Source organism: Rhodoplanes sp., assembly GCF_013377085.1.
Lineage (GTDB): Bacteria > Pseudomonadota > Alphaproteobacteria > Rhizobiales > Xanthobacteraceae > Rhodoplanes.
Window position 1 is genome coordinate 54,216 of the sequence record NZ_JACAAX010000029.1, and the last position, 24,043, is coordinate 78,258.

Below are 24,043 nucleotides of genomic sequence, written 5' to 3' on the forward strand. Positions count from 1 at the left end.
GACAGGGAGGGACGTCGTATGACCGGCACCGCGCCCGCGCACCCCGCGCCGTCGCAAACCGCCGCCCCGTCGCCGGCCGCACCGCCGACGTCCGAGCGCGTCGACAACATCCCGCTCGGCATCCTGTTCATGATCGGTGCCACCGTGATGTTCGCGGTGTCGAGCGCCTTCGCCAAATGGCAGGTGGCGCTCTACCCGGTCGGCGAGGTGATGGCGTTCCGCTCGATCTCGTCGCTCCTGGTGTGCTCGCTGTTCGTGCTGCCGGTGACCGGCTTCTCGGTGTTCGCCACCAAGAAGGCGCATCAGCATGTCGCCCGCGGCCTCTCCCAGGCCGTGTCGCAGACCCTGACCGTGCTGGCCGTCAGCCTGATGCCGATCGCCGGCGCGATCGCGATCGGCTTCTCGGCGCCGCTGTGGGCGGCGCTGATCTCGGTGATCTGGCTCGGTGAGCGGGCCGGCAAGGCACGCTGGGCGGCGCTGCTCGCCGGCTTCGCCGGCGTACTGATCGTCACCGAGCCGGGCGCGGACTCGCTCAAGCTCGGCGCGCTGTTCGCGCTCGGCAATGCGGTGATGTACGGCAGCGTCACGGTCGCGGTGCGCGGCATGACCAAGACGGAATCGGCCAACACCCTGCTGATGTGGCAGATGCTGACGATGTCGTTCTTCCACTCCTTCCTGCTGCTGTTCGGCTTCCGCATGCCGACCGGCATCGACGCGCTGATGCTGGTCGGCACCGGCCTGTGCAACGCCGTGCAGCAGTATTGCTGGACCAAGGCGCTGCACCTCGCGCCGACCACCGCGGTGTCGCCCTTCTATTACATGACGCTGGTGTGGGCGATCGTGATCGGCTTCTTCGTGTGGGGCGACCAGCCGACGCTCGCCCTGATCGCCGGCTCGGCCATCGTGATCGCGTCCGGCCTGTTCCTGCTCTGGCACGAGGCGAAGGTGCGCCGGGCCGCCCAGGCCGGCTCCGGCCCCACGGCGAGCGGCGCGGCTGGTCCTGCGTCCATACCGGGCGAGCCGGCGTCGACGACCCCGGCGACGACGCAAGCGGCGACGACCCAGGTCGTGAAGAGTCAGGCGGCGACGATGCGGCGCTTCGGCCAGCCGGCGATCAGCCCGGCGATCTCGTCGATCGGCACGGCGCGGCTGAACAGATAGCCCTGCGCCTCGTCGCAGCCGAGCGCCGCGAGGAGCTCCTGCTGGCGCGGCGTCTCGACGCCTTCGGCCGTCGTCGTCATGCCGAGTGCGCGCGCCATGTGGACCACCGCCTGGACGATGGCGACGTGCTCGGCCCCTTCGTCGAGGTCGAGCACGAAGGCGCGGTCGATCTTGATCTTGTCGAACGGGAAGCTGCGCAGATAGCTCAGCGACGAGTAGCCGGTGCCGAAATCGTCCATGGCGATGCGCACGCCGGCCTGCTTGAGCCGGCGCAGGATGCGCAGCGTCTTCTCGCTGTCCTCGAGGAACACGCGCTCGGTGATCTCGAGCTCCAGCCGCTTCGGCTCCAGGCCGGTCGCGGCCAGCGTGCGCTCGATCGTGTCGACGAGATTCGGCGCCGAGAGCTGGACGGGAGACAGGTTGACGGCGATCTTGATGTATTTCGGCCAGGCGACGGCGCGCCGGCAGGCCTCGGCCAGCGCCCATTCGCCGAGCGGCAGGATGAGGCCCGAGTCCTCGGCGACCGGGATGAACACGTTGGGCGGGATCATCCCCTTCACCGGGTGGCGCCAGCGGGTCAGCGCCTCGAAGCCCGTGATGGATTTGGTCCGCAGGTCGACGATCGGCTGGTAGTGCAGCTCGAGCACGTCGCGGGCGATCGCCTCGCGCAGGTCCATCTCGATGTCGCGGCGGTCGTTGATCTCCTTGTTCATCGACGGATGGAAGAACTTGTGGGTGCCGCGGCACTCGGCCTTCACGGCATAGAGGGCGAGGTCGGCCGCCATCAGCAGATCGTCGGCGTCGCGGCCGTCCTGCGGCCCGACCGCGATGCCGATGCTGACGCTGGAGCAGATGTGGTGGCCGTCGATCTCGCAGGGGCGCGCGATGGTTTCGACCAGGCGGTCGGCCAGCGCCTCGAGCGCATCGCGCGATTCGACCGGCGACACCACGATCGCGAACTCGTCGCCGCCGAGCCTGGCCAGAACGTCGGTGTCGCGGATGGCGGCGCGCAGGCGCTGCGCCGACTCCTGCAGCAGGCGGTCGCCGATGCGGTGGCCGAGCGTGTCGTTGATCACCTTGAAGCGGTCGATGTCGAGGAACAGCACGGCGTAGTCGCGCCCCGCCCTGCTCTCGTCCGCCACCCCGCGGCGGCCGACCAGCTCCAGCGCGGAGTGGAACACCCGCCGATTCGGCAACCCGGTGAGCGGATCCTCGGCGGCGAGCCGGGCGACGCGCGCCTCGGCCTGCCAGCGCTTGGTGATGTCCGTGAAGGTGTGCACGAAGCTGCCGTCCGGCAGATAGGCGGTTCGCACCTCCAGCACGGTGCCGTCCGGCAGGGTGCGCTCGCACACGGTGACGCGGCGCGGCACGCCGGCCGGCCCGACGGGCTCGGCCGACGGACGCAAGCTCGGCATCACGGTGTCGCGCAGCTTGCCGTGGCGGGTGATCCGCTCGGCGAGATGATCGAGATGCGGCGGGTGCTCGGCGATCTCCGGCGGCAGGTCGAGCAGCTCCAGACAGCGCCCGTTGATCACCGGGATCTCGAGATCCTTGGTGACCAGCATGATGCCCTGGCTCATATGCTCGAGCGTGAGCCCGAGCTGCTCGCTCTTCTGCACGGCCCTCGCCTCGGACCTCAGAATGCGGTTGACCGCCGCCAGGATCAGGATGGTGAGGACCAGGCCGACCGTCGCGTGCAGCTCGAGCGTGGTCAGCGAGTTCTTGAAGATGCCCGACTTGTCGACGCTGACGCCGACCCAGAGCGGCTGTCCTCGCACCTTGCGGATGGTGACGAGCCTGTCCTCCCCGGTCTGGGCGTCGTCGGTCTCGAAGGTCGCGTTGGTGCCGGCCATCACGTAGCCGTACGCCTTGGTGCCGCGCAGGTCGGTGCCGAGCCCGAGGCCGCCGGCCCGGCCGCCGCTGGAGCGGACCACGCCGTCGGCGCCGATCAGCGAGATCGAGGCCGACGGCCCGATGTCGATCTTGTCGTAGAACTGGGTGAGATGGGCGGGATCCAGCGAGGCGACGACGACGCCCGCGAAGGTGCCGTCGGTATTGAGGAAGCGGCGGGTGAACTGGACCGACCACTTGCCGCTGACCCGGCCGACCACCGGCTTGCTGATGAACAGGACGTCGTCGGGGCTGTCGAGATGGATGCGGTAGTGCTCACGGTCGCTCAGGTCGACCGCCGGCGCCGGCTGCGGCCCGGCGTTGGAGCCGCGCATGATGCCGTTGGCGTCGATGATCGCCACCTGGACGATGATCTCGCTGAGCACGTCCGTGGTGGCGACGATGGTGTGGAAGTCGGTCGAATCCTTGCGGGTCTCGATGCTCCGCCGCAGGTAGAGAAGCGCCTTGTCGATCTCGCCGATCGAGCGCAGCACGTTCTCCTCGAACACCATCGCGAAGTTCTGGTTGGTGCGCTCGGCCTCGCGCTGGTCGGCCTGCACGCCCTCCAGGTACTTGGCCGCCACCCCCACCCACAGCATCGCGATGATGACGAGACCGAAAATCGCCGAGCTCCGCCGCTCGGCGATCAGTTTCGGCAGCTCGAGGATCGGCAGCGTCATCGGGTGGTTTTGGGTCTATTAACGGGACGGCCCCATCTTTTTCCAGTGCCGTTGCTACGGCCTTAACAGTATAGCGGAGCGTCGATTCTTAGATAATTCCAACTTAAGCCGGGCCTCCTGACAGGACCGGCAAGATCGCTCTATCGCGTTGAATCAATGAGACTATTCAAAAAGATCGAACACCGGACGAGGCCGACCGGCAACAGCACTGTGCCGCGCTGGCCCAGGCGCGAAGCGGCGGTCTCGGCGGTCGCCGCACGGCTGCCGATCGCCTGCCTCGGCCCGCCGAGGATCGGATGCCGCTGCGCGAGCGCGGCCTCGACCGCGTGGTGACGACAGGTGCGATCGGCACCGATCCGGACGAGCCGACCATCCGCCGCATGGCCGGCGGGGTGGCGTTCGGTGGCGCGCCCGGAGCCACCAACGCGGGAACAAATGCCCCGAAACTGGCCCGAGGATTGCATTTAGGTGGGCCAACACCACCGCGTGCCTGCACGCCTGGCCTCTCCCTCAGTCAAGGACATTCATCGCCATGTTGTCCAAGCGCAATTTCCTCCTCGCCCTCAGCCTTTGCCTCGCTTCGATCGCGCTCGGAGGCGCTCGAGCGCAGACCGCGCTCGACGACATCCTGAAGGCCAAGACCATCAAGCTCGGCATTCCGACCGACTATCCGCCCTATGGCTTCGTCGGTCCGGACCTGAAGCCGATCGGCCTCGACATCGATGTCGCGACCCTGATCGCGGCCAAGCTGGGCGCGAAAGCCGAGCTCGTCCCGGTGGTGAGCGCCAACCGCATTCCCTACCTGCAGACCAAGAAGGTGGACCTGATCGTCGCCACCCTCGGCCGCAACGAAGAGCGGATGAAGATCATCGACTTCAGCCACGCCTATGCGCCCTTCTACCAGGGCGTGTTCGCGCTCAAGAGCACGGCGATCAAGAGCTTCGACGATCTCGCCGGCAAGACCGTCGCGGTGGCCCGCGGCGCCATGGAGGACGAGATGCTGGCCCAGATGGCGCCGCCCACCGTCATCGTGAAGCGGTTCGAGGACCAGGCCGCCACCACGGCCGCTTTCGCGGCCGGTCAGACCCAGGTGATCGCCACCAGCGTCGCCAATATCGGCGTGCTGAGCCAGAAGAACCCCGGTCTCGGCGTGGAGTACAAGCTCCTGCTGCGCGACAGCCCGCTCTTCGTCGGCATCGGCAAGGGCGAGGATGCGCTGCGCGCCAAGGTCAACGAGATCATCCTCGCGGCCAAGGCGGACGGCACGCTGGAGAAGCTGTCGCAGAAGTGGCTGAAGCGCGAGACCGGGGACCTGCCGCTGTGAGCCGGGCCGACCGCGGGCTGCCGCGCGACGCACCGTCACGCACTTCCGTCTCGGACACCGGATCCGCGTCATGCGCATCGCACTCGATTTCTGGCCCGTCCTGGTCCAATGGCCGCTGCTGCTCGAAGGAGCCGCCTGGACCCTGGGGCTGACCGCAATCGCCACCCTGCTCGGGTCGGGGATCGGCATCGCCTGCGCCTGGGCGCGCGCCAAGGGGCCGCGGCCGCTGCGCTGGGCGGCGGGCGTCTATGTGGAGCTGATCCGCAACACCCCCTTCATCGTGCAGCTCTTCTTCATCTTCTTCGGCCTGCCGGCGGCCGGCATCAAGCTCACCCCGCTCACCGCCTCGATCCTGGCCATGACGATCAATCTCGGCGCCTACGCGACCGAGATCATCCGGGCCGGCATCGTGGCGACGCCGCGCGGCCAGATCGAGGCGGGCGAAAGCCTCGCTCTGTCGCGGGTCCAGATCTTCTTCCACGTCGTGCTGCCGCCGGCGCTGAAGCGGGTCTGGCCGGCGCTGGTGAGCCAGATCATCATCGTGATGCTCGGCTCGGCCGTGTGCGGGCAGATCTCGATGGAGGAGCTGAGCCACGCGGCCAACCTCATCCAGAGCCGGAACTTTCGCGCGTTCGAGGCCTATATCCTGGCGACGCTGGTGTATCTGGGCCTCGCCGTGCTGGTGCGCCGCCTGCTCAATTGGGTGGGGCCACGCTTCGTCTTCGGTGGTCGAGGGGGCGCGTGATGGTCGACTTCACCCTCTGGGACATCCTGCGCAACCTGCTTCTCGCCGCGCGCTGGACCATCGTCCTGTCGCTCATCGCCTTTATCGGCGGCGGCGTGATGGGCCTCGTCCTGCTGGTCCTCCGCCTCGGCCGGAACCGCTTCGCCGACATGGTGATCGGCGGCTACGTGCAGCTCTTCCAGGGCACGCCGCTATTGATGCAGCTCTTCCTGCTCTATTTCGGCATCGCGCTGTTCGGCGTCGATACCTCGCCCTGGGTGGCGGCCTGCATGGCGCTGACCCTCTACACGTCCGCCTATCTGACGGAAATCTGGCGTGGCTGCGTCGAGGCCGTCCCGCGCGGGCAGTGGGAGGCGTCGGCGAGCCTCGCGCTGAGCTTCGGCCAGCAGCTCTCCCACATCATCCTGCCGCAGGCGCTGAAGATCGCCGTGCCGCCGACCGTGGGCTTCCTGGTCCAGGTCATCAAGGGCACGGCGCTCGCCTCGGTCATCGGCTTCGTCGAGCTCACCAAGGCGGGCGGCATGATCGCCAACGCCACCTACGAGCCTCTGCTCGTCTACGGCTTCGTGGCGCTGATCTATTTCGCGATCTGCTTCCCGATCAGCCTCGTTGCCGGATCCCTGGAAAGGAAGCTCCATGTCGGCCAGCGCTGACCCCTCCGGAACGGACCCGTCCGGCGCGGACCCGTCCGCCGCGAACCCGGTGCTCGTCTCGCCCCACACCGAGGTCGGCGCTCCCATCGTGCGAATCACCGCCCTGCGCAAGTCGTTCGGCACCAACGAGGTGCTGAAGGGCATCGACCTCGACGTCATGCGCGGCGAGGTGGTGGCCGTCATCGGCAAGAGCGGCTCGGGCAAGAGCACCCTGCTGCGCTGCATCAACGGGCTCGAGGTGTTTCAGGAGGGCTCGCTCAGCGTCGACGGCAAGCCGCTGCTGCACGACAGCGCCCTCGCCATGCGCGAGCTGCGCCAGCGCGTCGGCATGATCTTCCAGAGCTTCAACCTGTTCCCGCATTTGTCCGTCGGCCGCAACGTGATGCTGGCGCCGCGCCTGGTGAAAAAGCGCAGGGCGGACGAGAACGAGGCGCGCGCACGCCAGCTCCTGGCCCGCGTCGGGCTGGCGGAAAAGTTCGACGCCATGCCGGACCAGCTCTCCGGCGGCCAGCAGCAGCGCGTCGCCATCGCGCGGGCGCTCGCCATGGACCCGGCCGTGATGCTGTGCGACGAAATCACCAGCGCGCTCGATCCGGAACTGGTGGGCGAGGTGCTGCGGGTGGTGGAATCGCTGGCCGAGGACGGCATGACGCTGCTGATGGTGACCCACGAGATGGGCTTCGCCCGAAAGGTCGCCGACCGCATCATCTTCATGGATCGGGGCCGGGTGCACGAGTCCGGCCCCCCGGACAAGATCTTCGGCCACCCCGAGACACCGGAGCTCAAGCAGTTCCTGTCGTCGCTGCACGATTGAGGAGAACGTTCAGCACTTGGTCATTCCGGGGCGCGGGCCGCAGGCCCGCGAGCCCGGAATCCATACGCCCGGTGCCGATTGTTATCGAAAGACAGGGACTATGGATCCCGGGCTCGGCCCCCCGGGCCGCCCCGGGACGACGGGCTGAAGCGCCCTGTGCTCACGCGCTCTTCGCGTGCGCCGCCTTCCAATCGGGGAGGAAGCGGAACGCCTCGTGGAGCAGATGCGGCGTGTGCTGGCCCGGCGACAGTTCCAGCGCCCGATTGAAGTACTCGATGAGGGCCGGCTTGTAGTCGGGATGCGCGCAGTTCTCGATCACGACCTTGGCGCGCTGCTTGGGCGACAGGCCGCGCAGATCCGCGAGGCCTTGCTCGGTGACGATCACGTGGACGTCGTGCTCGGTGTGATCGACGTGGGTGACCATCGGGACGATGCAGGAGATCGCGCCCTTCTTGGCGGTCGACGGGGTCATGAAGATCGACAGGAAGGCGTTGCGGGCGAAGTCGCCCGAACCGCCGATGCCGTTCATGATCGCGGTGCCGCCGATATGCGTCGAGTTCACGTTGCCGTAGATGTCCGCCTCGATCAGGCCGTTCATGGCGATGATGCCGAGGCGACGGATCACCTCCGGATGATTGCTGATCTCCTGCGGGCGCAGGATCACGTTCTTCTTCAGCTCGGCGACGTTACGGTTGAACTCGACCGCCGCCTCCGGGCTGAGCGACACGGCGGTCGCCGAGGCGAACCGCATCTTGCCGGCCTTGATGAGGTCGAGCATGCCGTCCTGCAGCACCTCGGTGTAGGCCGTCAGATCCTCGAACGGACCGTCGGCCAGGCCGCTGAGCACCGCGTTGGCGACGTTGCCGACGCCCGACTGCAGCGGCAGCATGCTGCGCGGCAGACGGCCCCGCTTCACCTCGTGGTCGAGGAACTCCAGGATGTGGCCGGCGATCCTCTTGGAGTTCTCGTCGGGCGGCGAGAACGGGGTATTGCGGTCCGGGCTGTCGGTCTCGATCACCGCGACGACCTTGCTGAGGTCGACGTTGTAGTAGCGGTCGCCGATGCGGTCGCCCGGGTTGTTGATCGGAACCGGACGACGATCCGGCGGGCGGCGGGTGCCGTAGTAGATGTCGTGCATGCCGTCGATGCCGAGATTCACCCACGAGTTCACCTCGAGGATGATCTTGTCGGCCTGGTCGAGCCAGGTCTTGTTGTTGCCGATCGAGTTCGCCGGAAGGAGCCGGCCGTCCTCGAGCGCGGCGGCGACCTCGACCACGGCCACGTCGAGCTTGCCGAGGAAGCCGAACCAGGCGTACTGGGCGACGTGCGAGAGATGGATGTCGGTGTACTCCATCTCGCCGGAGTTGATCTGCTTGCGGCAGTTCGGGTCCGATTGATAGGGCAGCCGCATCGCGAAGCCGTTGACCTTGGCGAGCGCGCCGTCGAGCTCGGGCGCCGTCGAGGCGCCGGTCCACACGCCGACCCGGAACGGCTCGCCGCGCGCATGCGCCGCCTCGATGCGCTGCGCCAGCGCGAGCGGCACCTCCTTCGGGTAGCCGGCGCCCGTGAACCCGCTCATCCCCACATTGGCGCCGGGCGGGATGAGGGCTGCGGCCTCTGCGGCCGTCATGATCTTGGAGCGGAGGGCGGGATTGAGAATGCGGGATGCGTTGGGCATGGCGTCCGTTCGGTGCAGATGGTTCGGGGGGAGCACGACCTGACGTGCACCTATAGGCCCTCGCAGGAGCGAACTATCCGACGAACAACTTACAGAGGGTCCCCGAATGCCTCCCATGCGCCCCGCACGGCACGAGCGTCGGTAGAGCCGCGGCGCCGCTTCACGTGCCACGAGTCGCGGCGCCTGCCGGAGCGGCACGCTGCCTGAAATGGCGCCACCCGGCCGTCAGGCCGGCGCGGCGCTCACGGCATTAACCGTTAATCAAAGCGGATCGCTTACCGTGGCGTGTGGTCCGCCTGCCGACGGTGTCACCGACGCCGGCCGCGCGGGCGGACGCGACCGGGCCTTCGTCGCGGCGCATCCCTGCGTCTGCCATCGCGGGCCGCCCTCCGTTTTGAGGCGCGCAGCGCAATGCCAGAACCGTTTCGTCTGATGGACGAGCTCGACGAGACGCTGGCGAGCGGCTCCACCCCCAGTCGCACGCGTCTCCTGCGGCGGGTCACCGACCTCTATCTCGACGGCGCCATCCACTATTCCGACGAGCAGATCTCCCTGTTCGACGATGTCCTCGGCCGGCTCCTGTCCGACATCGAGGAGAGCGCCAAGCGCGAGCTCGCCCGCCGGCTCGCGGCGGCGCCCATGCCGCCCCCGAAAGTCGCCCGCACGCTGGCGCTCGACGAGACGCCGGCCGTGGCGGCGCCGCTGCTGATCCACAACGCCAACCTCGACGACGCCGACCTGCTGGCCTGTGCGCGCAAGGGCAGCCAGGTGCATCTCCTGGCGATCACCAAGCGCCCGGTGGTGAACGAGCCGGTCACCGACGTGCTGGTGGTGCGCGGCAGCGACATGGTGGTGCGCAGCGTCGCCGACAATTCCGGCTCGCGCTTCTCGGATGCCGGCTTCGGCGCTCTGGTCCGCCGGGCCGACGGCGACGATGTCCTCGCCGCCCGGGTCGGCCGGCGGCCGGACCTGCCGCGCCACCATTTCGTCCGGCTGCTGGCGAAAGCCTCGGAGGCCGTGCGCGAGCAGCTCCAGGCCGGCCGGAAGGAGACGGCAGAGGACATCCGCAGCGTCGTGTCGCGGGTCGCCGACGCGATCGCGACCCGGACCGCCGCAGACTCGAAGGACTATGCGGCCGCCACCGCCGATGTCGACGCCCTCCACCAGGCCGGCAGCCTCGGCGAGGCGGAGATCCGCGGCTACGCCGGCTCGGGCCGCTTCGAGCACACCACGGCCGCGCTGGCGCGGCTCGCCGACCTGCCGCTGCCGACGGTCGAGCGCCTGCTGCTGCAGCAACGCCCCGAATCGCTGCTGTTCCTCGCGAAAGCTCTCGGATTCGGCTGGCCGACGACGCGGATCATCCTGCTGATGCGACTCCGCCAGGATGGCAGCTCCGACCAGGGCCTCGATCTCGCCCGATCGAGCTTCGACCGCATCAAGCGCGCAACCGCCGAGCAGGTTCTCGACTTTCAACGGACGCGGCGCGACCACGCCTGACCTCCGGCGGCAGCGCCCGCTCTGCCGGCGAGGATTGCGTCGCGGATGCACGCGCCTGCCGCAGGCGGGCGAGCCGCTCGGCGTCGTGCCGCCGGCCCCAGCCGAGATGCCACAGCGCCGCCAGCAGAATGCCGCCGTCGAACATCACCTCGATCAGGCCGACCGGCCACGTCTCCATGCGCCCGCCCTCCTGCTGATTCACCCGAACAGACTATGTTTTCGCCACGTCGCGGCGAGAATTCGTCGATACTCGACGGTACTCGGATCCCGATCTTAACCTTAAATCATATATTGCGATGCAATCTGATGTCTCCATCCGGGACCGATTGGAGCCGAGCCGTGTCTTCGCTTCTCGCGCGCGTTCGAATTCTGACGAAAATACTATGCCTTATCGGGCTGTTGGCTCTAGCCGCTGTCGCCATCGTGGTCGTCGCAGTGGACTCGATGAAGGCGCTGCGCGACGCCAACCGCCTGACCGAGGTCGCCGGCGACAAGGCGGTGCTCGGCTCGCGGCTCAACACCAACTTCACCGCGATCGGGCGGGCCGAGTTGCTGATGGTCGCCGACCCGCGGCCCCCCGTCGTGAAGGAGGCAACCGACCTCCTGCGCGCCGAATGGAAGCTCGTCGACGAGCGCCTCGCGCTCCTCCAGACGCTGGCGACCACCGACGAGGACCGCCGTTATCTCGCCGAGCAGGGCCCGCTGATCGCCAGCCTGCGCGGCGCCTCGGACGGGCTCGCCGCCTTCGCGGCCACGGTCGGCGAGGAAACGACCGCGGCGCAGCGCACCGAGCTGATCGCCCGGGCCGCCCCGAGCCGCACCGCCCAGGACAAGGCGCGCAACCGCACGAGAGTCTATTTCGACGAGATTCAGCAGCTCAAGCGGCGCCTCTCCGCCGAGGCCGAGGCGACCTACCAGGCCGGGACCCGAACCACGATGACGATCGCCGGCGTCGGCATCGGCCTCGCCCTGCTGCTCGGCTTCCTGGCGGCCCGCTTCGGGATCGTGCGTCCGATCCTCGACATGACATCGGCCATGACGGCGCTGGCGAAAGGCGATCTTTCCACCACCGTGCCGGGCGTCGGCCGCCGCGACGAGATCGGCACCATGGCGAGCGCCGTGCAGATCTTCAAGGACAGTGCGCTGGAGAACGAGCGCCTCAAGAACGAGCAACGCGCCGCCAGCGAAGCGGCCGACCGCATGCGCCGCGAGGCCGTGCTGGAGATGGCCCGCAATGTCGAGCGGGAATCGCTCGATGCGATCAGCGGCATCGGCGACGTGTCCCGCGAGGTCGGTGACGTCGCCGACGGCATGGCGACGCGTGCCGTCGCGGTGGGCGAGACCTCGCGCTCGGTGGCAAGCTTCGCCGACCAAGCCAAGGCGACCGCCCAGGCCGTGGCCGCGGCGGCCGAGGAGCTGTCCTCGTCCGTGCAGGAGATCACCGACCAGATCGCCCGCACGGGTGCGGCGACCCGTGACGCGGTCGCGGCCGGCACCGACGCGCGGGCGAAGATCCGCTCGCTGTCCGAGGCGGTCGTGCGGATCTCCGAGGTGTCGCATCTGATCAGCGACGTGGCCCAGCAGACCAATCTGCTCGCGCTGAATGCGACCATCGAGGCGGCCCGCGCCGGCGAGGCCGGCAAGGGCTTCGCCGTGGTGGCGTCCGAGGTGAAGACGCTCGCCAACCAGACGGCCCGCTCGACCGAGGACATCAACCGCCACGTCCAGGACATCCGCGCCGCGACCGAGGCGGCCGTGCGGGCCGTCGAGGAGATCGGCGAGCGCATCAGCGGCATCGACGGGATCACCGGCGCGGTCGCCGCCGCGGCCGAGGAGCAGGGCGCCGCGACGCGAGAGATCGCCCGCAGCGTCCAGCAGACCAACGAGGCGGCCCAGGAGGTCGCGTCGCGCATCGGCCTGGTGTCGAGCGAGACCGAGACGGTCGGCCGGAGCTCGGTGGAGGTGCGAGAATCGATCACCGGGATGACGCGGAACATCGAGGCCCTGCACGGCCGCCTGTCGCGCATCGTCAAGGCGGCGCAACCCGACGCCGCGTGAACGGTTTGGTCATTCCGGGTCCGGCGCTGCCGGAATGACGGCGAAGTGATCCGCAGGCACTCCTCTCACCGCAGCGTGATCCGCCCCTCGACGCCGGTGGTCGATCGGCCGAGCCGGCGCAGATAGACCATCACCTCGTTGGCGAGCAGCGGCGAGTCGTCGGTCGGCAGCAGGTGCTTCGCATCGCGCACCATCGTGTAGCCGTCGCCGCCGCGCGCGATGAAGTCGTTGACCGCCACCGTGTAGGTGCGGCGCGGGTCGAGCGGCTTGCCGTCGAGCAGCACCGAGACGATGCGGCTGCCGGGCGGCTTGGAGATGTCGGCCTCGATCTTCAGGCCGGACACCTGCGGGAAGCGGCCGGAGGCATCGGGCAGCCGCGCGAGGCCATGCTCGATCGCCTCGCGCAGCTCGCCGCCGCCGATCTCGACCGGCACCACCCGGTTGCCGAACGGCAGCTCGGCGAGCACGTCGCGGCGGGTGATCGCGCTGCCGGCCGGATAGACGCGGCCCGACCGGATGCCGCCGCCATTGAGAATCGCCGCCTCGGTCTTCAGGCTGATGCGCACCGCATCGGCGAACACGTTGCCGATCGCCGTCTCGCGGGTGCGCACGATGGCGCTGCGGCTGTCCCATTCGACCGCCGTGGTGCCGAGCGGCACCGACATCTCGTTGGTGAGCTCCTGGCGATAGACGTCGACGGCCGCCGTGACGGCCGGGTCGGGCGTCACGGTCGCGGTGTCGATGACGCGGAACTGCGGCCACCAGCGCGTCGTGCGCTGCCCCTCCGACGCGACGACGTGGATGTCGAGATCGACAGCGGTGACGTAGAGCGCCTCGTAGGCCGACTCGACCAGCGCGCTGCCCTGGTCGTAGTTGATGAACAGGTCGTGGTTGTGTCCGCCGAGCACGAGATCGACCACGCCGGTGGCGATCATGGCGCGCTGCTGGTCACGCTCGGCATGGACGACGGCGACGACGAAGTCGGCGCCCTCGCGGCGAACCGCCGCCGCCTCCGATTTCAGCGTCTCGACCGACGGGCGGAACGCCAGATCCTCGGGATTCGAGGCGCGCGGCGTGTCGTCATAGGTCAGCCCGACGATGCCGATCTTGACGCCGTCCACGTCGACGATCCGGTGGTCCTGAAAGCCCGGCACGAGCGCGTCGCCGGGCGCGCGCAGATTGGCCGCGAGCAGCGGAAAGCGCGCCTCCGCCATGCGCTTCAAAAACACCGCCTTGCCGAAATCGAACTCGTGATTGCCCGGCACGAACACGTCGGGCGCCACCATGTTGGTGAGCGCGACGATGTGGGCGCCCTGGTCGAGGCCCGACATCAGCGACGGCGACAGGGTGTCGCCGGCATGGGCGACCAGCACGGTGGCGCCGCCCGCGGCGCCCCTGGCGCGCTCGGCCTTCACGGCCGCGGCGAGCCTTGCGAAACCGCCGCGCGCCCTGCCGTCCGGCATGGTCTGCTCGGCCATCTCGTAGATGTCGTTGACCAGCACGAAGGTGAGCTTGGCGGCCTGCGCCGGCGCGCCTGCGAGCAGCAGGGCGGCGGCGAGGACAACGAGCGTGCGGACGGGCGAGCGGGCGAGCGGCATCATGCGGCGGCTCCGTGGTCGGGCGGGCCCGGCGCAAGGCGCGTGTCGGGCCGACAGGCGGCTCCGCTGTCTAGCGAATTCCGGCCGCGACGCAACCCGGCCGTCGGGACGCGCCTCGCCGCCCCGAAGCTCACTGCGCCGTCACGCCGGCGGCCCTGATCAGCTCGCCCCAACGCTGCACCTCGGCCTTGATGAGGCTGCCGAAGGCCGCCGGGGTCATCGGGTTCGCCTCGGCGCCCTCCTGCTCCAGCCGCGCCTTGACGGCCGGCGTCTCGACGATCGCATTGATCTCGGTGTTGAGCCGCCGGACGATCTCGGCCGGCGTGCCGGCCGGTGCGGCGATGCCGTACCAGGGCCGCACGTCGAAGCCCGGCGCCACCGTCTCGGCGACGGTCGGCAGATCCGGCAGGCTCGGCATTCGGGTCGGGCTCGACACGCCGATGGCGCGCAGCAGCCCCTGCTGGACCAGCGGCATCACGGTCGGGGCACCGCCGATGGTCAGCTCCACCACGCCGGCGACCAGATCGGTGAGGCCCTGCGCCAGTCCGCGATAGGGCACGTGCTCCATCTGCACGCCGGTCGCCTGCAGGAAGGCCAGCATGACGATGTGGCCGGCGCTGCCGTTGCCGGCCGAGCAATACCGCAGCCGGTTCGGATTCTTTCGCGCGAAGTCCACGAGCGAGCCGAGGTCTCTGAAGGGCTGCGAAGGGTGCACCACCATCACGTTGGTGACGCTGGCGATCATGGCGACCGGCTCGAAGTCCTTCACCGGGTCGTAGGGCAGCTTCGGATAGATGGCCGGGTTGACGGCGAGCGTACCGATATGGCCGAGCAGCAGCGTGTAGCCGTCGGGCGCGGCGCGCGCCACCGAGGCGGAGCCGATCGAGCCGCCGGCGCCGCTGCGGTTGTCGACCACCATGGGCCTGCCGAGGCGTGGCCCGAGCTGGTCGGCGATCGCGCGGCCGAGCGTGTCGTTGGCGGCGCCCGGCGGAAACGGCACGATCAGGCGGATCGTCTGGCTGGGCCACGGATCGGACTGCGCGGCGGCCGGGCCCGACGCCAGCGCGGCGGCGGCGGCGGCCAGGAACTCGCGGCGCCTCATCGGACCGTGTCCGCACCGCGACCGCCGAGCAGGCGGCTCCTCTCGTCGGCGTCGTAGCCGAGCTCGGCCAGGATCTCGTCGCCGTGCTGGCCGAAGCGCGGCGCCAGCCGCGAGGCGGGAAGTCCGGTTCCGGAATAACGATTTGGATGCCTCAGTCCGAGCATGGTGTCCTCCTGGGGATTGGCGTTTCCGTTGCCGTTTTCTTGGTTTTGCATTTCGTCGGTCAGCACGCCGGACCCGCGGAGCTGCGGGTCGTCGAGCAGGCTCTGCAGCGTGTGATAGGGCATCGCCGGCACGTCGTGGCGACGCAGGATTTCGACCCACGCGTCGGTGGTGCGCTCCGCCATCGCCTCGGCCCGCAGGGCGAAAAAGTCACGCACATTGGTGAGCCGCCCCGTGACGGTGGTGAAGCGTGGATCGTCCTTCAGCTCGGGCCGACCGATGGCGTCGAAGAAACCCCGCGTCTGCTGGTCGGTATTGGCGGAGATGCAGATATAGCCGTCGCGGGTCTTCAGCGGGCGCGCATCGGGCGTCATGATGCGCGGGTCGCCCATGTGGCCGCCCGGCTCGAAGGTGCGCTGATCGAGATGCTCGGACAGCACGAAGGCGGCGGCGTTCTCGAACATCGGCACCTCGATGGCCTCGCCGACGCCGGTGCGCTGTCGCCCGAGCAGCGCGGCGCAGATCGCCTGCGCCGCGATGATGCCGACCAGATGATCGGTGAGCACGAAAGGCGAGAAGCGCGGCTCCCCCAGCACCTCGGCGTGGCAGGCGGCGACCCCCGAAAGGCCCTGGATGATGGTGTCGTAGGCCGGTGCGCCCGCATAGGGGCCGCCCGACGCGAAGCCCGCGATGGTGCAGTGGACGAGGCGCGGATTCTCGGCCGAGAGCGCCTCGAAGGTCAGCCCGAGCGACTGCAGGGCGCGCAGCCGCATGTTGCTGACGAAGACGTCGGCCGTGGCGGCGAGCCGGCCGATCACGTCGCGGCCCTCGGGCGATTTCAGGTCGAGGACGATCGAGCGCTTGTTGCGGTTGAAGTGGAGGAACTTCGGCGACATGCCGGGCTGGCGCACGTGGCCGCCGAGGCGGCGCATCAGGTCGCCCTCGGGCGGCTCGATCTTGATCACGTCGGCGCCCTGCTCGGCCAGGATCAGGGTCGCCACCGGGCCAACTACGACGCCGGTGGTGTCGATCACCCGGATGCCGGCGAGCGGGCCGCGCTTCGCCTCTCCGGCGGCGGGCGGAGCGGACGGCGGGGGCGGCGCGGTCATTCGGCGCATCCGGGCTCGGCGGCGGCCTCACCCTGCACCAGCACGCGGCCGCGATCGTCGACGGCCCACAGCGACAGCCGGCCATCCGGTTCCCGGCGGCTGCGCAGCTCGGCCGTCCGGCCGAGGAAGAACGGGCGCATGTTGCGCAGACTCAGCCGCCCGAGCCTGCCACCCGGCAGGTTGCGCTTGGCCAGCTCGCCGAGCTTGAGGGCCGTCAGGCCGCCGTTGACGACCAGATTCGGATAGCCCTCCTGGTCGCGCGTATACGGCGTGTCGTAGTGGATGCGGTGGGCGTTGAACGTGATGGCGGAGTAGCGGAACAGCATAACCGGGTCGGGTGCGAAGGTCTCCCGGTCGGTCGGCTCGGGCAGCGGCTCCTCGGCGGGCGGCGCATCGCCACCGGCCGGCTTGCCGGCCGTCGCACTCGCCTCCTCGCGATAGACGATATCCTGCTCCTCGATGACGGCGAGGGTGCCGTCCGCCGCGATGGCGTGCTCGACCCGCACGAACACCATCTCGCCGCTGCGGCCACGCTTGGGCGTGATCGCCGCAACCGTCGAGGTGCGGCGCAGCGCCGCCCCGACCCGGATCGGCGACAGAAAGCGCAGCCTTCGGCCGGCGAACATTCTTCGCGGAAGCTTCACCGGCGGCAGGAAGTCTCCCTGGCGAGGATGACCGTCGGGGCCGATCTGCGACTGCACGGCGAGCGGCGTGAAGAAGGCGACGTGCCAGTTCTCCGGGACCACGGCGCCGGGCCCGTAGTCGGCCGGATCGCGATCCAGAAGGGCGGCGACGCGGCGCACCAGCACGGCCGCGGCCTCGTCCTCGGCGACCTCGCTGCGGCCCACCCAACCCTGCAGATCTCGGGCGTGCAGATCTCGGGCGTGCAGATCTCGGGCGTGCAGATCTCGGGCGTGCAGATCCTGCGGCTCCGGCCGCCCCGACTCGGGCGTGATCGTCGACATGGGGTTCCTCTCCTCGGAGATTTTTGACGGCTTCTTTCGGAGCAGAGTGTGACGGCCCCGACTTCGCCGTCCAATGCAACGAGATGACAGTTTGATGCATTCCATGCATCATGGGTCCATGTATCTCGACCTGCCCGGGCTCGACGCCTTCATCGCCGTGGCCGATCTCGGCTCGTTCCACCGCGCCGCCGCGCGGCTCGGCATCAGCCAGCCGGCCCTGACCCGCCGGCTGCAACGGCTGGAGCAGATCATCGGCAGCAAGCTCCTGGTCCGCCGAGCCCAGCCGGTGCGGCTGACCCCGGTCGGCGCCGCCCTGCTGCCGGAGGCGCAGGCGGCGCTCGCCAAGCTGCAGAGCGCCATGCGCCGGGCGGGTGACCGCAGCCGTGGCCACGACGTCGATATCGGCTGCCTGCCGACCCTGGCGGTGCGGTATCTCGGGGCGGCGCTGGCCCGCCACCGGCGGCGCTGGACCGGCGGCGAGATCACGGTGTTCGATGTGTCGGCGACCGAGATCCGCGCCATGCTGGAGGCCAACCGGATCGACTTTGCGCTGGCCGCCATCGGCTCGGAGCCGTGGGACGTCGAATGCACGCCGCTCGCCGAGGAGCCGTTCTTTCTCGTCTGCCCGCGCGGGCACCGGCTCGCCGGCCGGCCTTCGGTCTCGTGGGACGAGCTCGGCCGGGAACCGTTGGTGTCGATCGGGCCGCTCAGCGAGAATCACCGCATCATCGAGGCCGGCCTCGCCCAGACCCGGGTCGATGCGACCTGGCGGATCGAGGTGCGCCACCTGTCGACCGCCGTGGCGCTGGTCGCAGCCGGTGCCGGCCTGACGGCCCTGCCCGAATCGGCCCTGCCCGAACCGGCACTCGCCGGCGAGCCGACCGCCGCCGTCGTCGCCGTGCCGCTGAGCCGCCCGGCGCTCAGCCGCACCGTCGGACTGATGCGGCGGCGCGACCGCATGCTGTCGCCGGCCGCTCAGGATCTGATGAACGACATTCTGGAGACGTTTCGGGGGGCGCGGGCCAGTGGGACGCCCGCCGCCGCGCCGGGCGGGTCCGACGAGGACGCCTCCGCGCCGGCATGCTAAATCATCGATCGCCGCGTTCGCCCAACCCTCCGTTCATTCCCGCGAAAGCGGGACTCCAGGACCACACGTCGGGTCGCCCCTGGGTCCCCGCTTTCGCGGGGACGAACGGAGCACGGAGCCGAAGCATTCCCGCTGCCGAGGTGTAGTTGATGGCCGCTATCGATCCCTCCCTCGTCGCCGGCGTGCCGCTGTTCGCCGGCATGTCGCCCCAGCAGCGCGAGGCACTGCTGCAGGAGGCCCAGGCGGTGCGCTACCCGAAGGGCGCCGCCGTGTTCCAGCAGGACGGCGACGCGGACGCCTTCTACGTGCTGCTGCACGGCCGACTGCGCGTCTTCAAGCTGACCCTGGACGGCCAGCAGGTGGTGGTGCGGTTCGTGGCGCCCGGCGAGGTGTTCGGCGTCGCCATGGCGATCGGCCGCGACACCTATCCGGGCACCGCCGTCGCGGTGGTCGACAGCATCGCCCTGCAATGGCCTTCGTCGGCGTGGCAACGCCTCGTCGCCACCCATCCGACGCTCGCCACCAACACGCTGCAGACGGTCGGCGGCCGGGTCCAGGAGCTGCACACGCGCGTCGTCGAGATGTCGACCGAGCAGGTCGAGCGGCGTGTCGCCCACGCTTTGCTGCGGCTCGCCCAGCAGGCCGGCCGAAAAGTCGAGACCGGCGTGCGCATCGACTTCCCGATCTCGCGCCAGGACATCGCCGAGATGACCGGCACCACGCTGCACACGGTCAGCCGCATCATCAGCGCCTGGGAGGCGCGCGGCCTGGTCGAGAGCGGCCGCCAGAAGATCACGGTGCGCGAGCCGCACAAGCTGCTGCTGATCGCCGACGACGCCGAGACGTGATCAGATCGTCTTGCCCGAACTTCGGCTTCGCCGAATTTCGGTAGGGCGCAATGAGCGCAGCGAATTGCGCCGAATGAACCGTTTCAACAAACCGTTCAGCGGTGCAATTCGCTGCGCTCATTGCACCCTACGTCCTCACCATGAGGCGCGACCAAAATGACGGCGTGCAGGTCGGCGAGCACGCGCGCCGGGTCGAGGCCGTGCTCGCGGCAGGCGTCCGCGACCGTGTGAAAGCTCGCGATCGGACAGCCGATGCAGCGCATCCGGTGATCGAGGAAGACCCGCAGGGTCTCCGGCGCCTGGTGCAGCACGTCGGCGACGAGTTGGCTCGCTTGAATCGCCATCGTCCCTCCGGAGCGTGATCGACGACCTCTTTGTAAGCCGCCGGCGGCCGGCGCTCTTTGTGCCGGCACAACCAGCCGGCGCGACCGCAGCGCAGCACGAGCGCCATCGCCACGCTGTTTGTGCCCGGGCAAAGACCGCGAGCGCCGCCGTCCGCATGGTCGGTCACGTCACCGCGAGGATCGCCATGTCAGCTTCTGCCGCGCTCACCGCCGCCTCCGAGCTCGATCCCGACGTGATGGACTGCCTCGGGGCCGTGCTCGATCCCGAGATCGGCCTCAGCGTCGTCGATCTCGGTCTCGTCTACGAGGCGCGCCGCTCGGCCGACGCCGTCGCGGTCGCCCTCACGCTCACGGCGCAGGCCTGCCCGCTCGGCGAGATGATCGTCGAGGATGCCCGTGACGCCCTCGCCGCACGCTTCCCCGACGTGCCGCGCATCGACGTCGCCCTGGTCTGGGACCCGCCGTGGAACCCCGACCGCATCACCGACCGCGGCCTCGCCCTGCTCGGCCGCCCACCGAGGACCGCCCGATGAACGCTCCCACCGAGACCCTGATCGACGTCCGCGCGCTGCCGCAAGGCTCCTGCCGCAACGTGATCTTTCAGGCCATCCACGCGCTCGCCGACGACGACACGCTGGTGATCGCGGCCCCGCACGATCCGGTGCCGATGCGCGACTATCTCGGCACGGCCCATCCCGGCGAGTTCGGTTGGGATTACCTGGAGGAAGGCCCCGATGTCTGGCGCGTCCGCATCCGCCGTGTCGCCCCCTGACGCACGCCCCACGCCGGCCGCGCCGGCGGCCCCGGCCGGCCGGATGGCGCTGCGCGTCGCCCTGCTCGGCCTCGGCGTCGCCGCCATGCTGTGCGGCCTGTGGGGCGGGCTGTGGCGGCTCGGCTTCGACCTGCCGCACGGCGCGAGCGTCGCCGATCTGCACGGCGCACTGCTGATCTGCGGCCTGTTCGGCACCGTGATCTCCCTCGAACGCGCCGTCGCGCTCGGGCGCGACTGGGCGTTCGGGGCCCCCGCGCTGGCCGGGCTCGGCACCGTGTTGCTGCTCGCCGGCGCGCCGGTCGTCGCCGGCGCGAGCGCCTATGCGCTGGCCGCCGCCGCACTCGCCGGCGTGACGCTGGTCGTCACGGTGCGGCAGCCGGCGATCTTTACCGGCACGCTTCTGGCCGGCGCCCTTGCCTGGCTCGCCGGGACGGTGCTGTGGCTCACCGGCCGCAGCATCCCCGAGGTGTCCGGCTGGTGGCTCGGATTTCTGGTCCTGACCATCGCGGGCGAGCGGCTCGAGCTCGGCCGGCTGATGGCGGCGAAGACGGGCAGCGAGGCGCTGTTCCTGCTCGGCGTCGCGCTCCTGGCGGCCGGCGCCCAGACCGGGCTGATGGTCGAGACCGGCTCGACGCTCTACGGCCTCGCGCTGCTGGTGCTGACCGCCTGGCTGGTGCGCCACGACGTGGTCCGCCACACCATCCGCCAGACCGGGCAAACCCGCTTCATGGCGGCCTGCATGATGGCCGGCTATGTCTGGCTCGGCGCCGCCGGCGTGCTGCTGATCGCGCTGCCGCCGGCGACCACGGCGTTCGGCTACGACGCGGCGCTGCATGCCGTGCTGATCGGCTTCGTGCTGTCGATGGTGTTCGGCCACGCGCTGATCATCTTGCCGGCGGTGGCGCGGCTGCGGATCGCGTATCGGCCGGCCCTCTACGTCCCGCTCGCGGTGCTGCACCTCTCGGTACTGCTGCGCATCGGCTGCGACGTGCTCGCCAACGACCTCGGCCGGGCGTGGAGCGGGCCGCTCACCGGGGTGGCACTCGCCGGCTTCGTCGCCCTGATCGCCACCGGCGTGGTGCGGCGCAAGCGTCCGGGGCTCACGCCCTGACGAGGTTTGGACGGCGGTCGCTGACGCGGCCGGCCGCCTCGGTCCACACGCCGGCTCCCTTCAGGTTGGCGAGGAAGCGCCGGGCGCTCTCCTCCCAGGTCATCGTCATGGCATAGGCACGGCAGGGGTCGCGCGCGATCGCGGTGGCAGCCAGGCAGGCGGCACGGAGATCGTCGCCGAGCACGGCGATCGGCGCATCGCCGACCACGTCCTGGGTCGCCGCGACCGGAAAGCCGGCGACCGGCAGGCCGCTCGCCAGCGCCTCGAGAAGCACCAGGCCGAACGTGTCGGTGCGGCTCGGGAAGACGAACACGTCGGCCGCCGCATAGACCTCGGCCAGCGCCTCGCCGTGCCGCTCGCCGAGGAACTTGACGTCCGGATGGCGCAGCGCCAGGGCGGCCCGGGCCGGCCCGTCGCCGACCACCACCTTGCTGCCCGGCAGATCGAGCGACAGGAACGCCTCGAGGTTCTTCTCGACCGCGACCCGCCCGACGCTGAGGAAGACCGGGCGCGGCAGGCCGAGATCGCGTCCCGGGCGCGGCCGGAACAGCGCGACGTCGACGCCGCGCGGCCAGCGCATCACCTTGCGGAAGCCACGCCCCTGCAGCTCGGCGACCAGCGACGGCGTCGGCGCCATGGTGGTGGCGCCGGCATTGTGGAACCAGCGCAGCCAGCTCCAGGTGACGTCTGCCGGGATCGGCCAGCGGGCTGCGGCATAGTCGGCGAGGCGGGTGTGGAAGCTGGTGGTGAAACGCCGTCCGGTGCGCAGGCAATGGCGCCGCGCCAGGTGGCCGATCGGACCTTCGGTGGCGATATGGACGACGTCCGGACCGATTGCCTCGATGCGGCGTGCGACCTCGCCGGGCGGCGGCACGGCCAGCCGGATCGACGGATAGCTCGGCAACGCGACGGTGCGCATCCGCTCCGGGGTGAGGAACGAGATCGAGGCGCCGAGCGCCTCGACGGCCTCGGCCAGCGAGCGCAGCGTCCGGACGACGCCGTTGACCTGCGGATGCCAGGCGTCGGTGGCGATCAGGATGCGCATCGGCCGCCCCGGTTCGTTCTGCGCCCGCGCACCGCTCGCCGCATGGCCGATTCATCCCCTGTTCAGCTCAGGTCTATGACGCACGCTTGACGGGACCATGACGGGTGTCGACGGTTCGTGACGTAAGGCGCCCGGCGTGCTAGGTGGGCGGCCCTGTCGTGTCTCTGTCGCACGGCTGTGAAAAACCCGGGCTCCGCCGGGCGCGGTTCGCGCGCCCCGGGCGGCCCGCCGGACCGGCCCGAGAGACGCGTGTCAGAGACCTTGCTGAAACCGAGACCCGACCGCCGCGAGCCGGTGGAGCCTTCCGACGCCGACGATCCGGCGTCCACCGCCGCGGCCGGCCAGCCCCCGCGCCCTTGGAAGCGGTGGCTCGGCCCGATCCGGTCGGCCGTGTCGGTGATCCCCTGGAACTGGGTCGGCGCCGCGCTCGCCCTCACCATCATCGCGGTGTCGATGGTGGTGCTCTACAACGTGCTCAGCGACATCGACACCGACGAGATCCGGACCGGCCTGAAGAGCATCCCGCCCGGGAACTTGGTGCGGGCCGGCCTGTGCGTCGCGATGGCCTATGCCACCCTCACGCTCTACGACTGGTTCGCGCTGCGCACGCTGGGGGTCCGCAACGTCCCCTACCGGGTGGCCGCCATGGTGAGCTTCACCAGCTACACGATCGGCCACAATATCGGCGCGACGGCATTCTCGGCCGGCGCGATCCGCTGGCGGATCTATTCGTCCTTCGGCCTCGGCATCGTCGACGTCGCCAAGATCTGCTTCATCACCGGCCTCACCTTCTGGCTCGGCAATCTCGCCGTGCTCGGCCTGGCGATGATCTACGATCCCGTCGCCATCGGCGCCGTCGACCAGCTCGCCCCGGCGGTCAACCGGACGATCGGGGTGGCGCTGCTCTCCGGGCTCGCCGGCTGGACCGCCTGGGTATGGGTGAAGCCGCGCCGGATCGGCCGCAAGAGCTGGACCGTGCGGCTGCCGGGCGGGCGCTCGACCCTCCTGCAGATCTGCATCGGCATCATGGATCTGACCTTCTGCTCGCTGGCCATGTTCATGCTGGTGCCGGCCGAGCCGCACATCCACTTCTTCACCCTGGCCGGCATCTTCATCGCCGCGACCCTTCTGGGCTTCGCCAGCCATGCGCCGGGCTCGATCGGCGTGTTCGACGCCGCCATGCTGGTGGGCCTGCCCTTCTTCGACAAGGAAGAGCTGATCGCCGGGCTTTTGATCTTCCGGCTGATGTATTTCATCGTGCCGTTCGCCACCTCGCTCACCATCATGGGCATCCGCGAGGTCGTGCTGACCATCCGCCGCCGCCGCGAATACGACGCGCCGTAGGGCGCAATGAGCGCAGCGAATTGCGCCGACAATATCCTTTTCACGGCGCAATTCGC

Annotated in this window: 21 protein-coding genes; 13 read left to right on the plus strand and 8 right to left on the minus strand. The window is 69.8% G+C overall.

What is annotated here, in order from left to right; genetic code table 11:
• The first annotated feature begins 18 nt into the window (after positions 1–18).
• Positions 19–1,161: a DMT family transporter gene (locus HXX10_RS19200; RefSeq protein WP_296524427.1), complete on the plus strand. Its 1,143-nt coding sequence runs from the start codon at positions 19–21 to the stop codon at positions 1,159–1,161.
• On the opposite strand, the gene HXX10_RS19205 is transcribed toward HXX10_RS19200, so the two are convergent.
• On the minus strand, positions 1,077–3,731 hold the full coding sequence (locus HXX10_RS19205) for an EAL domain-containing protein (RefSeq protein WP_296524428.1): 2,655 nt from the start codon (positions 3,729–3,731) through the stop codon (positions 1,077–1,079). The two genes, HXX10_RS19200 and HXX10_RS19205, sit on opposite strands and share 85 nt — an antisense overlap.
• Before the next feature lie 532 nt (positions 3,732–4,263).
• Here HXX10_RS19205 and HXX10_RS19210 point away from each other — a divergent pair.
• The 4 genes from HXX10_RS19210 (at position 4,264) to HXX10_RS19225 (ending at position 7,267) form a co-directional block, all read left to right on the plus strand.
• Complete coding sequence (locus HXX10_RS19210) at positions 4,264–5,055, plus strand: transporter substrate-binding domain-containing protein (protein ID WP_296524429.1); 792 nt, start codon at positions 4,264–4,266, stop codon at positions 5,053–5,055.
• Between the two features lie 70 nt (positions 5,056–5,125).
• A complete protein-coding gene (locus HXX10_RS19215) occupies positions 5,126–5,800 on the plus strand; it encodes an amino acid ABC transporter permease (protein ID WP_296524430.1) in 675 nt (224 codons plus the stop codon).
• Positions 5,800–6,453 (plus strand): amino acid ABC transporter permease, encoded by a 654-nt coding sequence (locus HXX10_RS19220; protein WP_296524431.1) that lies wholly within the window; start codon positions 5,800–5,802, stop codon positions 6,451–6,453. Before HXX10_RS19215 ends, HXX10_RS19220 begins: the two co-directional genes overlap by 1 nt.
• On the plus strand, positions 6,437–7,267 hold the full coding sequence (locus HXX10_RS19225; RefSeq protein ID WP_296524432.1) for an amino acid ABC transporter ATP-binding protein: 831 nt from the start codon (positions 6,437–6,439) through the stop codon (positions 7,265–7,267). Before HXX10_RS19220 ends, HXX10_RS19225 begins: the two co-directional genes overlap by 17 nt.
• Before the next feature lie 160 nt (positions 7,268–7,427).
• On the opposite strand, the gene HXX10_RS19230 is transcribed toward HXX10_RS19225, so the two are convergent.
• Complete coding sequence (locus HXX10_RS19230) at positions 7,428–8,945, minus strand: acetyl-CoA hydrolase/transferase family protein (protein ID WP_296524433.1); 1,518 nt, start codon at positions 8,943–8,945, stop codon at positions 7,428–7,430.
• Between the two features lie 432 nt (positions 8,946–9,377).
• Between HXX10_RS19230 and HXX10_RS19235 the strand changes: the two genes are divergently transcribed.
• Together HXX10_RS19235 and HXX10_RS19240 are read left to right on the plus strand one after the other, a co-directional pair.
• Positions 9,378–10,442 (plus strand): DUF2336 domain-containing protein, encoded by a 1,065-nt coding sequence (locus HXX10_RS19235; RefSeq protein ID WP_296524434.1) that lies wholly within the window; start codon positions 9,378–9,380, stop codon positions 10,440–10,442.
• A 399-nt stretch (positions 10,443–10,841) separates the two neighbouring features.
• A complete protein-coding gene (locus HXX10_RS19240) occupies positions 10,842–12,500 on the plus strand; it encodes a methyl-accepting chemotaxis protein (protein WP_296524435.1) in 1,659 nt (552 codons plus the stop codon).
• A 65-nt stretch (positions 12,501–12,565) separates the two neighbouring features.
• Here the strand turns inward: HXX10_RS19240 and HXX10_RS19245 are convergent, their stop codons facing one another.
• The 4 genes from HXX10_RS19245 to HXX10_RS19260 all read right to left on the minus strand — a co-directional run bounded on the left by HXX10_RS19245 (position 12,566) and on the right by HXX10_RS19260 (position 17,436).
• The gene (locus tag HXX10_RS19245) at positions 12,566–14,101 is read right to left on the minus strand and encodes a bifunctional UDP-sugar hydrolase/5'-nucleotidase (RefSeq protein ID WP_296524436.1); all 1,536 of its coding nucleotides are present in this window, start codon (positions 14,099–14,101) and stop codon (positions 12,566–12,568) included.
• 127 nt (positions 14,102–14,228) lie between these two features.
• Positions 14,229–15,200, minus strand: a complete 972-nt coding sequence (locus HXX10_RS19250; protein ID WP_296524437.1) for a tripartite tricarboxylate transporter substrate binding protein — start codon at positions 15,198–15,200, stop codon at positions 14,229–14,231.
• Positions 15,197–16,471 (minus strand): CoA transferase, encoded by a 1,275-nt coding sequence (locus tag HXX10_RS19255; protein WP_296524438.1) that lies wholly within the window; start codon positions 16,469–16,471, stop codon positions 15,197–15,199. The genes HXX10_RS19250 and HXX10_RS19255 overlap by 4 nt, the downstream gene beginning before the upstream one ends.
• A complete protein-coding gene (locus HXX10_RS19260) occupies positions 16,468–17,436 on the minus strand; it encodes a MaoC family dehydratase N-terminal domain-containing protein (protein WP_296524439.1) in 969 nt (322 codons plus the stop codon). Before HXX10_RS19260 ends, HXX10_RS19255 begins: the two co-directional genes overlap by 4 nt.
• A 103-nt stretch (positions 17,437–17,539) precedes the next feature.
• On the opposite strand from HXX10_RS19260, the gene HXX10_RS19265 reads away from it, so the two are divergent.
• Both HXX10_RS19265 and HXX10_RS19270 read left to right on the plus strand, forming a co-directional pair.
• Positions 17,540–18,523 carry a LysR family transcriptional regulator gene (locus HXX10_RS19265; protein ID WP_296524440.1) on the plus strand — a complete coding sequence of 328 codons (984 nt, stop codon included), beginning with the start codon at positions 17,540–17,542 and terminating at the stop codon, positions 18,521–18,523.
• Between the two features lie 149 nt (positions 18,524–18,672).
• Positions 18,673–19,371, plus strand: coding sequence for a Crp/Fnr family transcriptional regulator (locus HXX10_RS19270; protein WP_296524441.1), 699 nt, complete (start codon positions 18,673–18,675; stop codon positions 19,369–19,371).
• A gap of 95 nt (positions 19,372–19,466) precedes the next feature.
• Here HXX10_RS19270 and HXX10_RS19275 read toward each other — a convergent pair whose 3' ends face one another.
• Positions 19,467–19,715: a DUF1858 domain-containing protein gene (locus HXX10_RS19275; RefSeq protein ID WP_296524442.1), complete on the minus strand. Its 249-nt coding sequence runs from the start codon at positions 19,713–19,715 to the stop codon at positions 19,467–19,469.
• A 185-nt stretch (positions 19,716–19,900) separates the two neighbouring features.
• Here HXX10_RS19275 and HXX10_RS19280 point away from each other — a divergent pair, with 185 nt between their 5' ends.
• Genes HXX10_RS19280 through HXX10_RS19290 form a run of 3 tightly spaced genes read left to right on the plus strand, consistent with a single transcriptional unit; the run spans position 19,901 to position 21,598 of the window.
• Positions 19,901–20,248: a metal-sulfur cluster assembly factor gene (locus HXX10_RS19280; RefSeq protein ID WP_296524443.1), complete on the plus strand. Its 348-nt coding sequence runs from the start codon at positions 19,901–19,903 to the stop codon at positions 20,246–20,248.
• On the plus strand, positions 20,245–20,487 hold the full coding sequence (locus HXX10_RS19285) for a DUF2249 domain-containing protein (RefSeq protein ID WP_296524444.1): 243 nt from the start codon (positions 20,245–20,247) through the stop codon (positions 20,485–20,487). Before HXX10_RS19280 ends, HXX10_RS19285 begins: the two co-directional genes overlap by 4 nt.
• Positions 20,450–21,598, plus strand: a complete 1,149-nt coding sequence (locus HXX10_RS19290) for a hypothetical protein (protein WP_296524446.1) — start codon at positions 20,450–20,452, stop codon at positions 21,596–21,598. The genes HXX10_RS19285 and HXX10_RS19290 overlap by 38 nt, the downstream gene beginning before the upstream one ends.
• On the opposite strand, the gene HXX10_RS19295 is transcribed toward HXX10_RS19290, so the two are convergent.
• Positions 21,588–22,643 carry a glycosyltransferase family 1 protein gene (locus HXX10_RS19295; RefSeq protein WP_296524447.1) on the minus strand — a complete coding sequence of 352 codons (1,056 nt, stop codon included), beginning with the start codon at positions 22,641–22,643 and terminating at the stop codon, positions 21,588–21,590. The genes HXX10_RS19290 and HXX10_RS19295 overlap by 11 nt on opposite strands.
• A gap of 249 nt (positions 22,644–22,892) precedes the next feature.
• Here HXX10_RS19295 and HXX10_RS19300 point away from each other — a divergent pair, with 249 nt between their 5' ends.
• Entirely contained in the window at positions 22,893–23,987 is a 1,095-nt protein-coding gene (locus HXX10_RS19300) for a YbhN family protein (protein ID WP_296524448.1), read from the plus strand.
• The last annotated feature ends 56 nt before the right edge of the window (positions 23,988–24,043 follow it).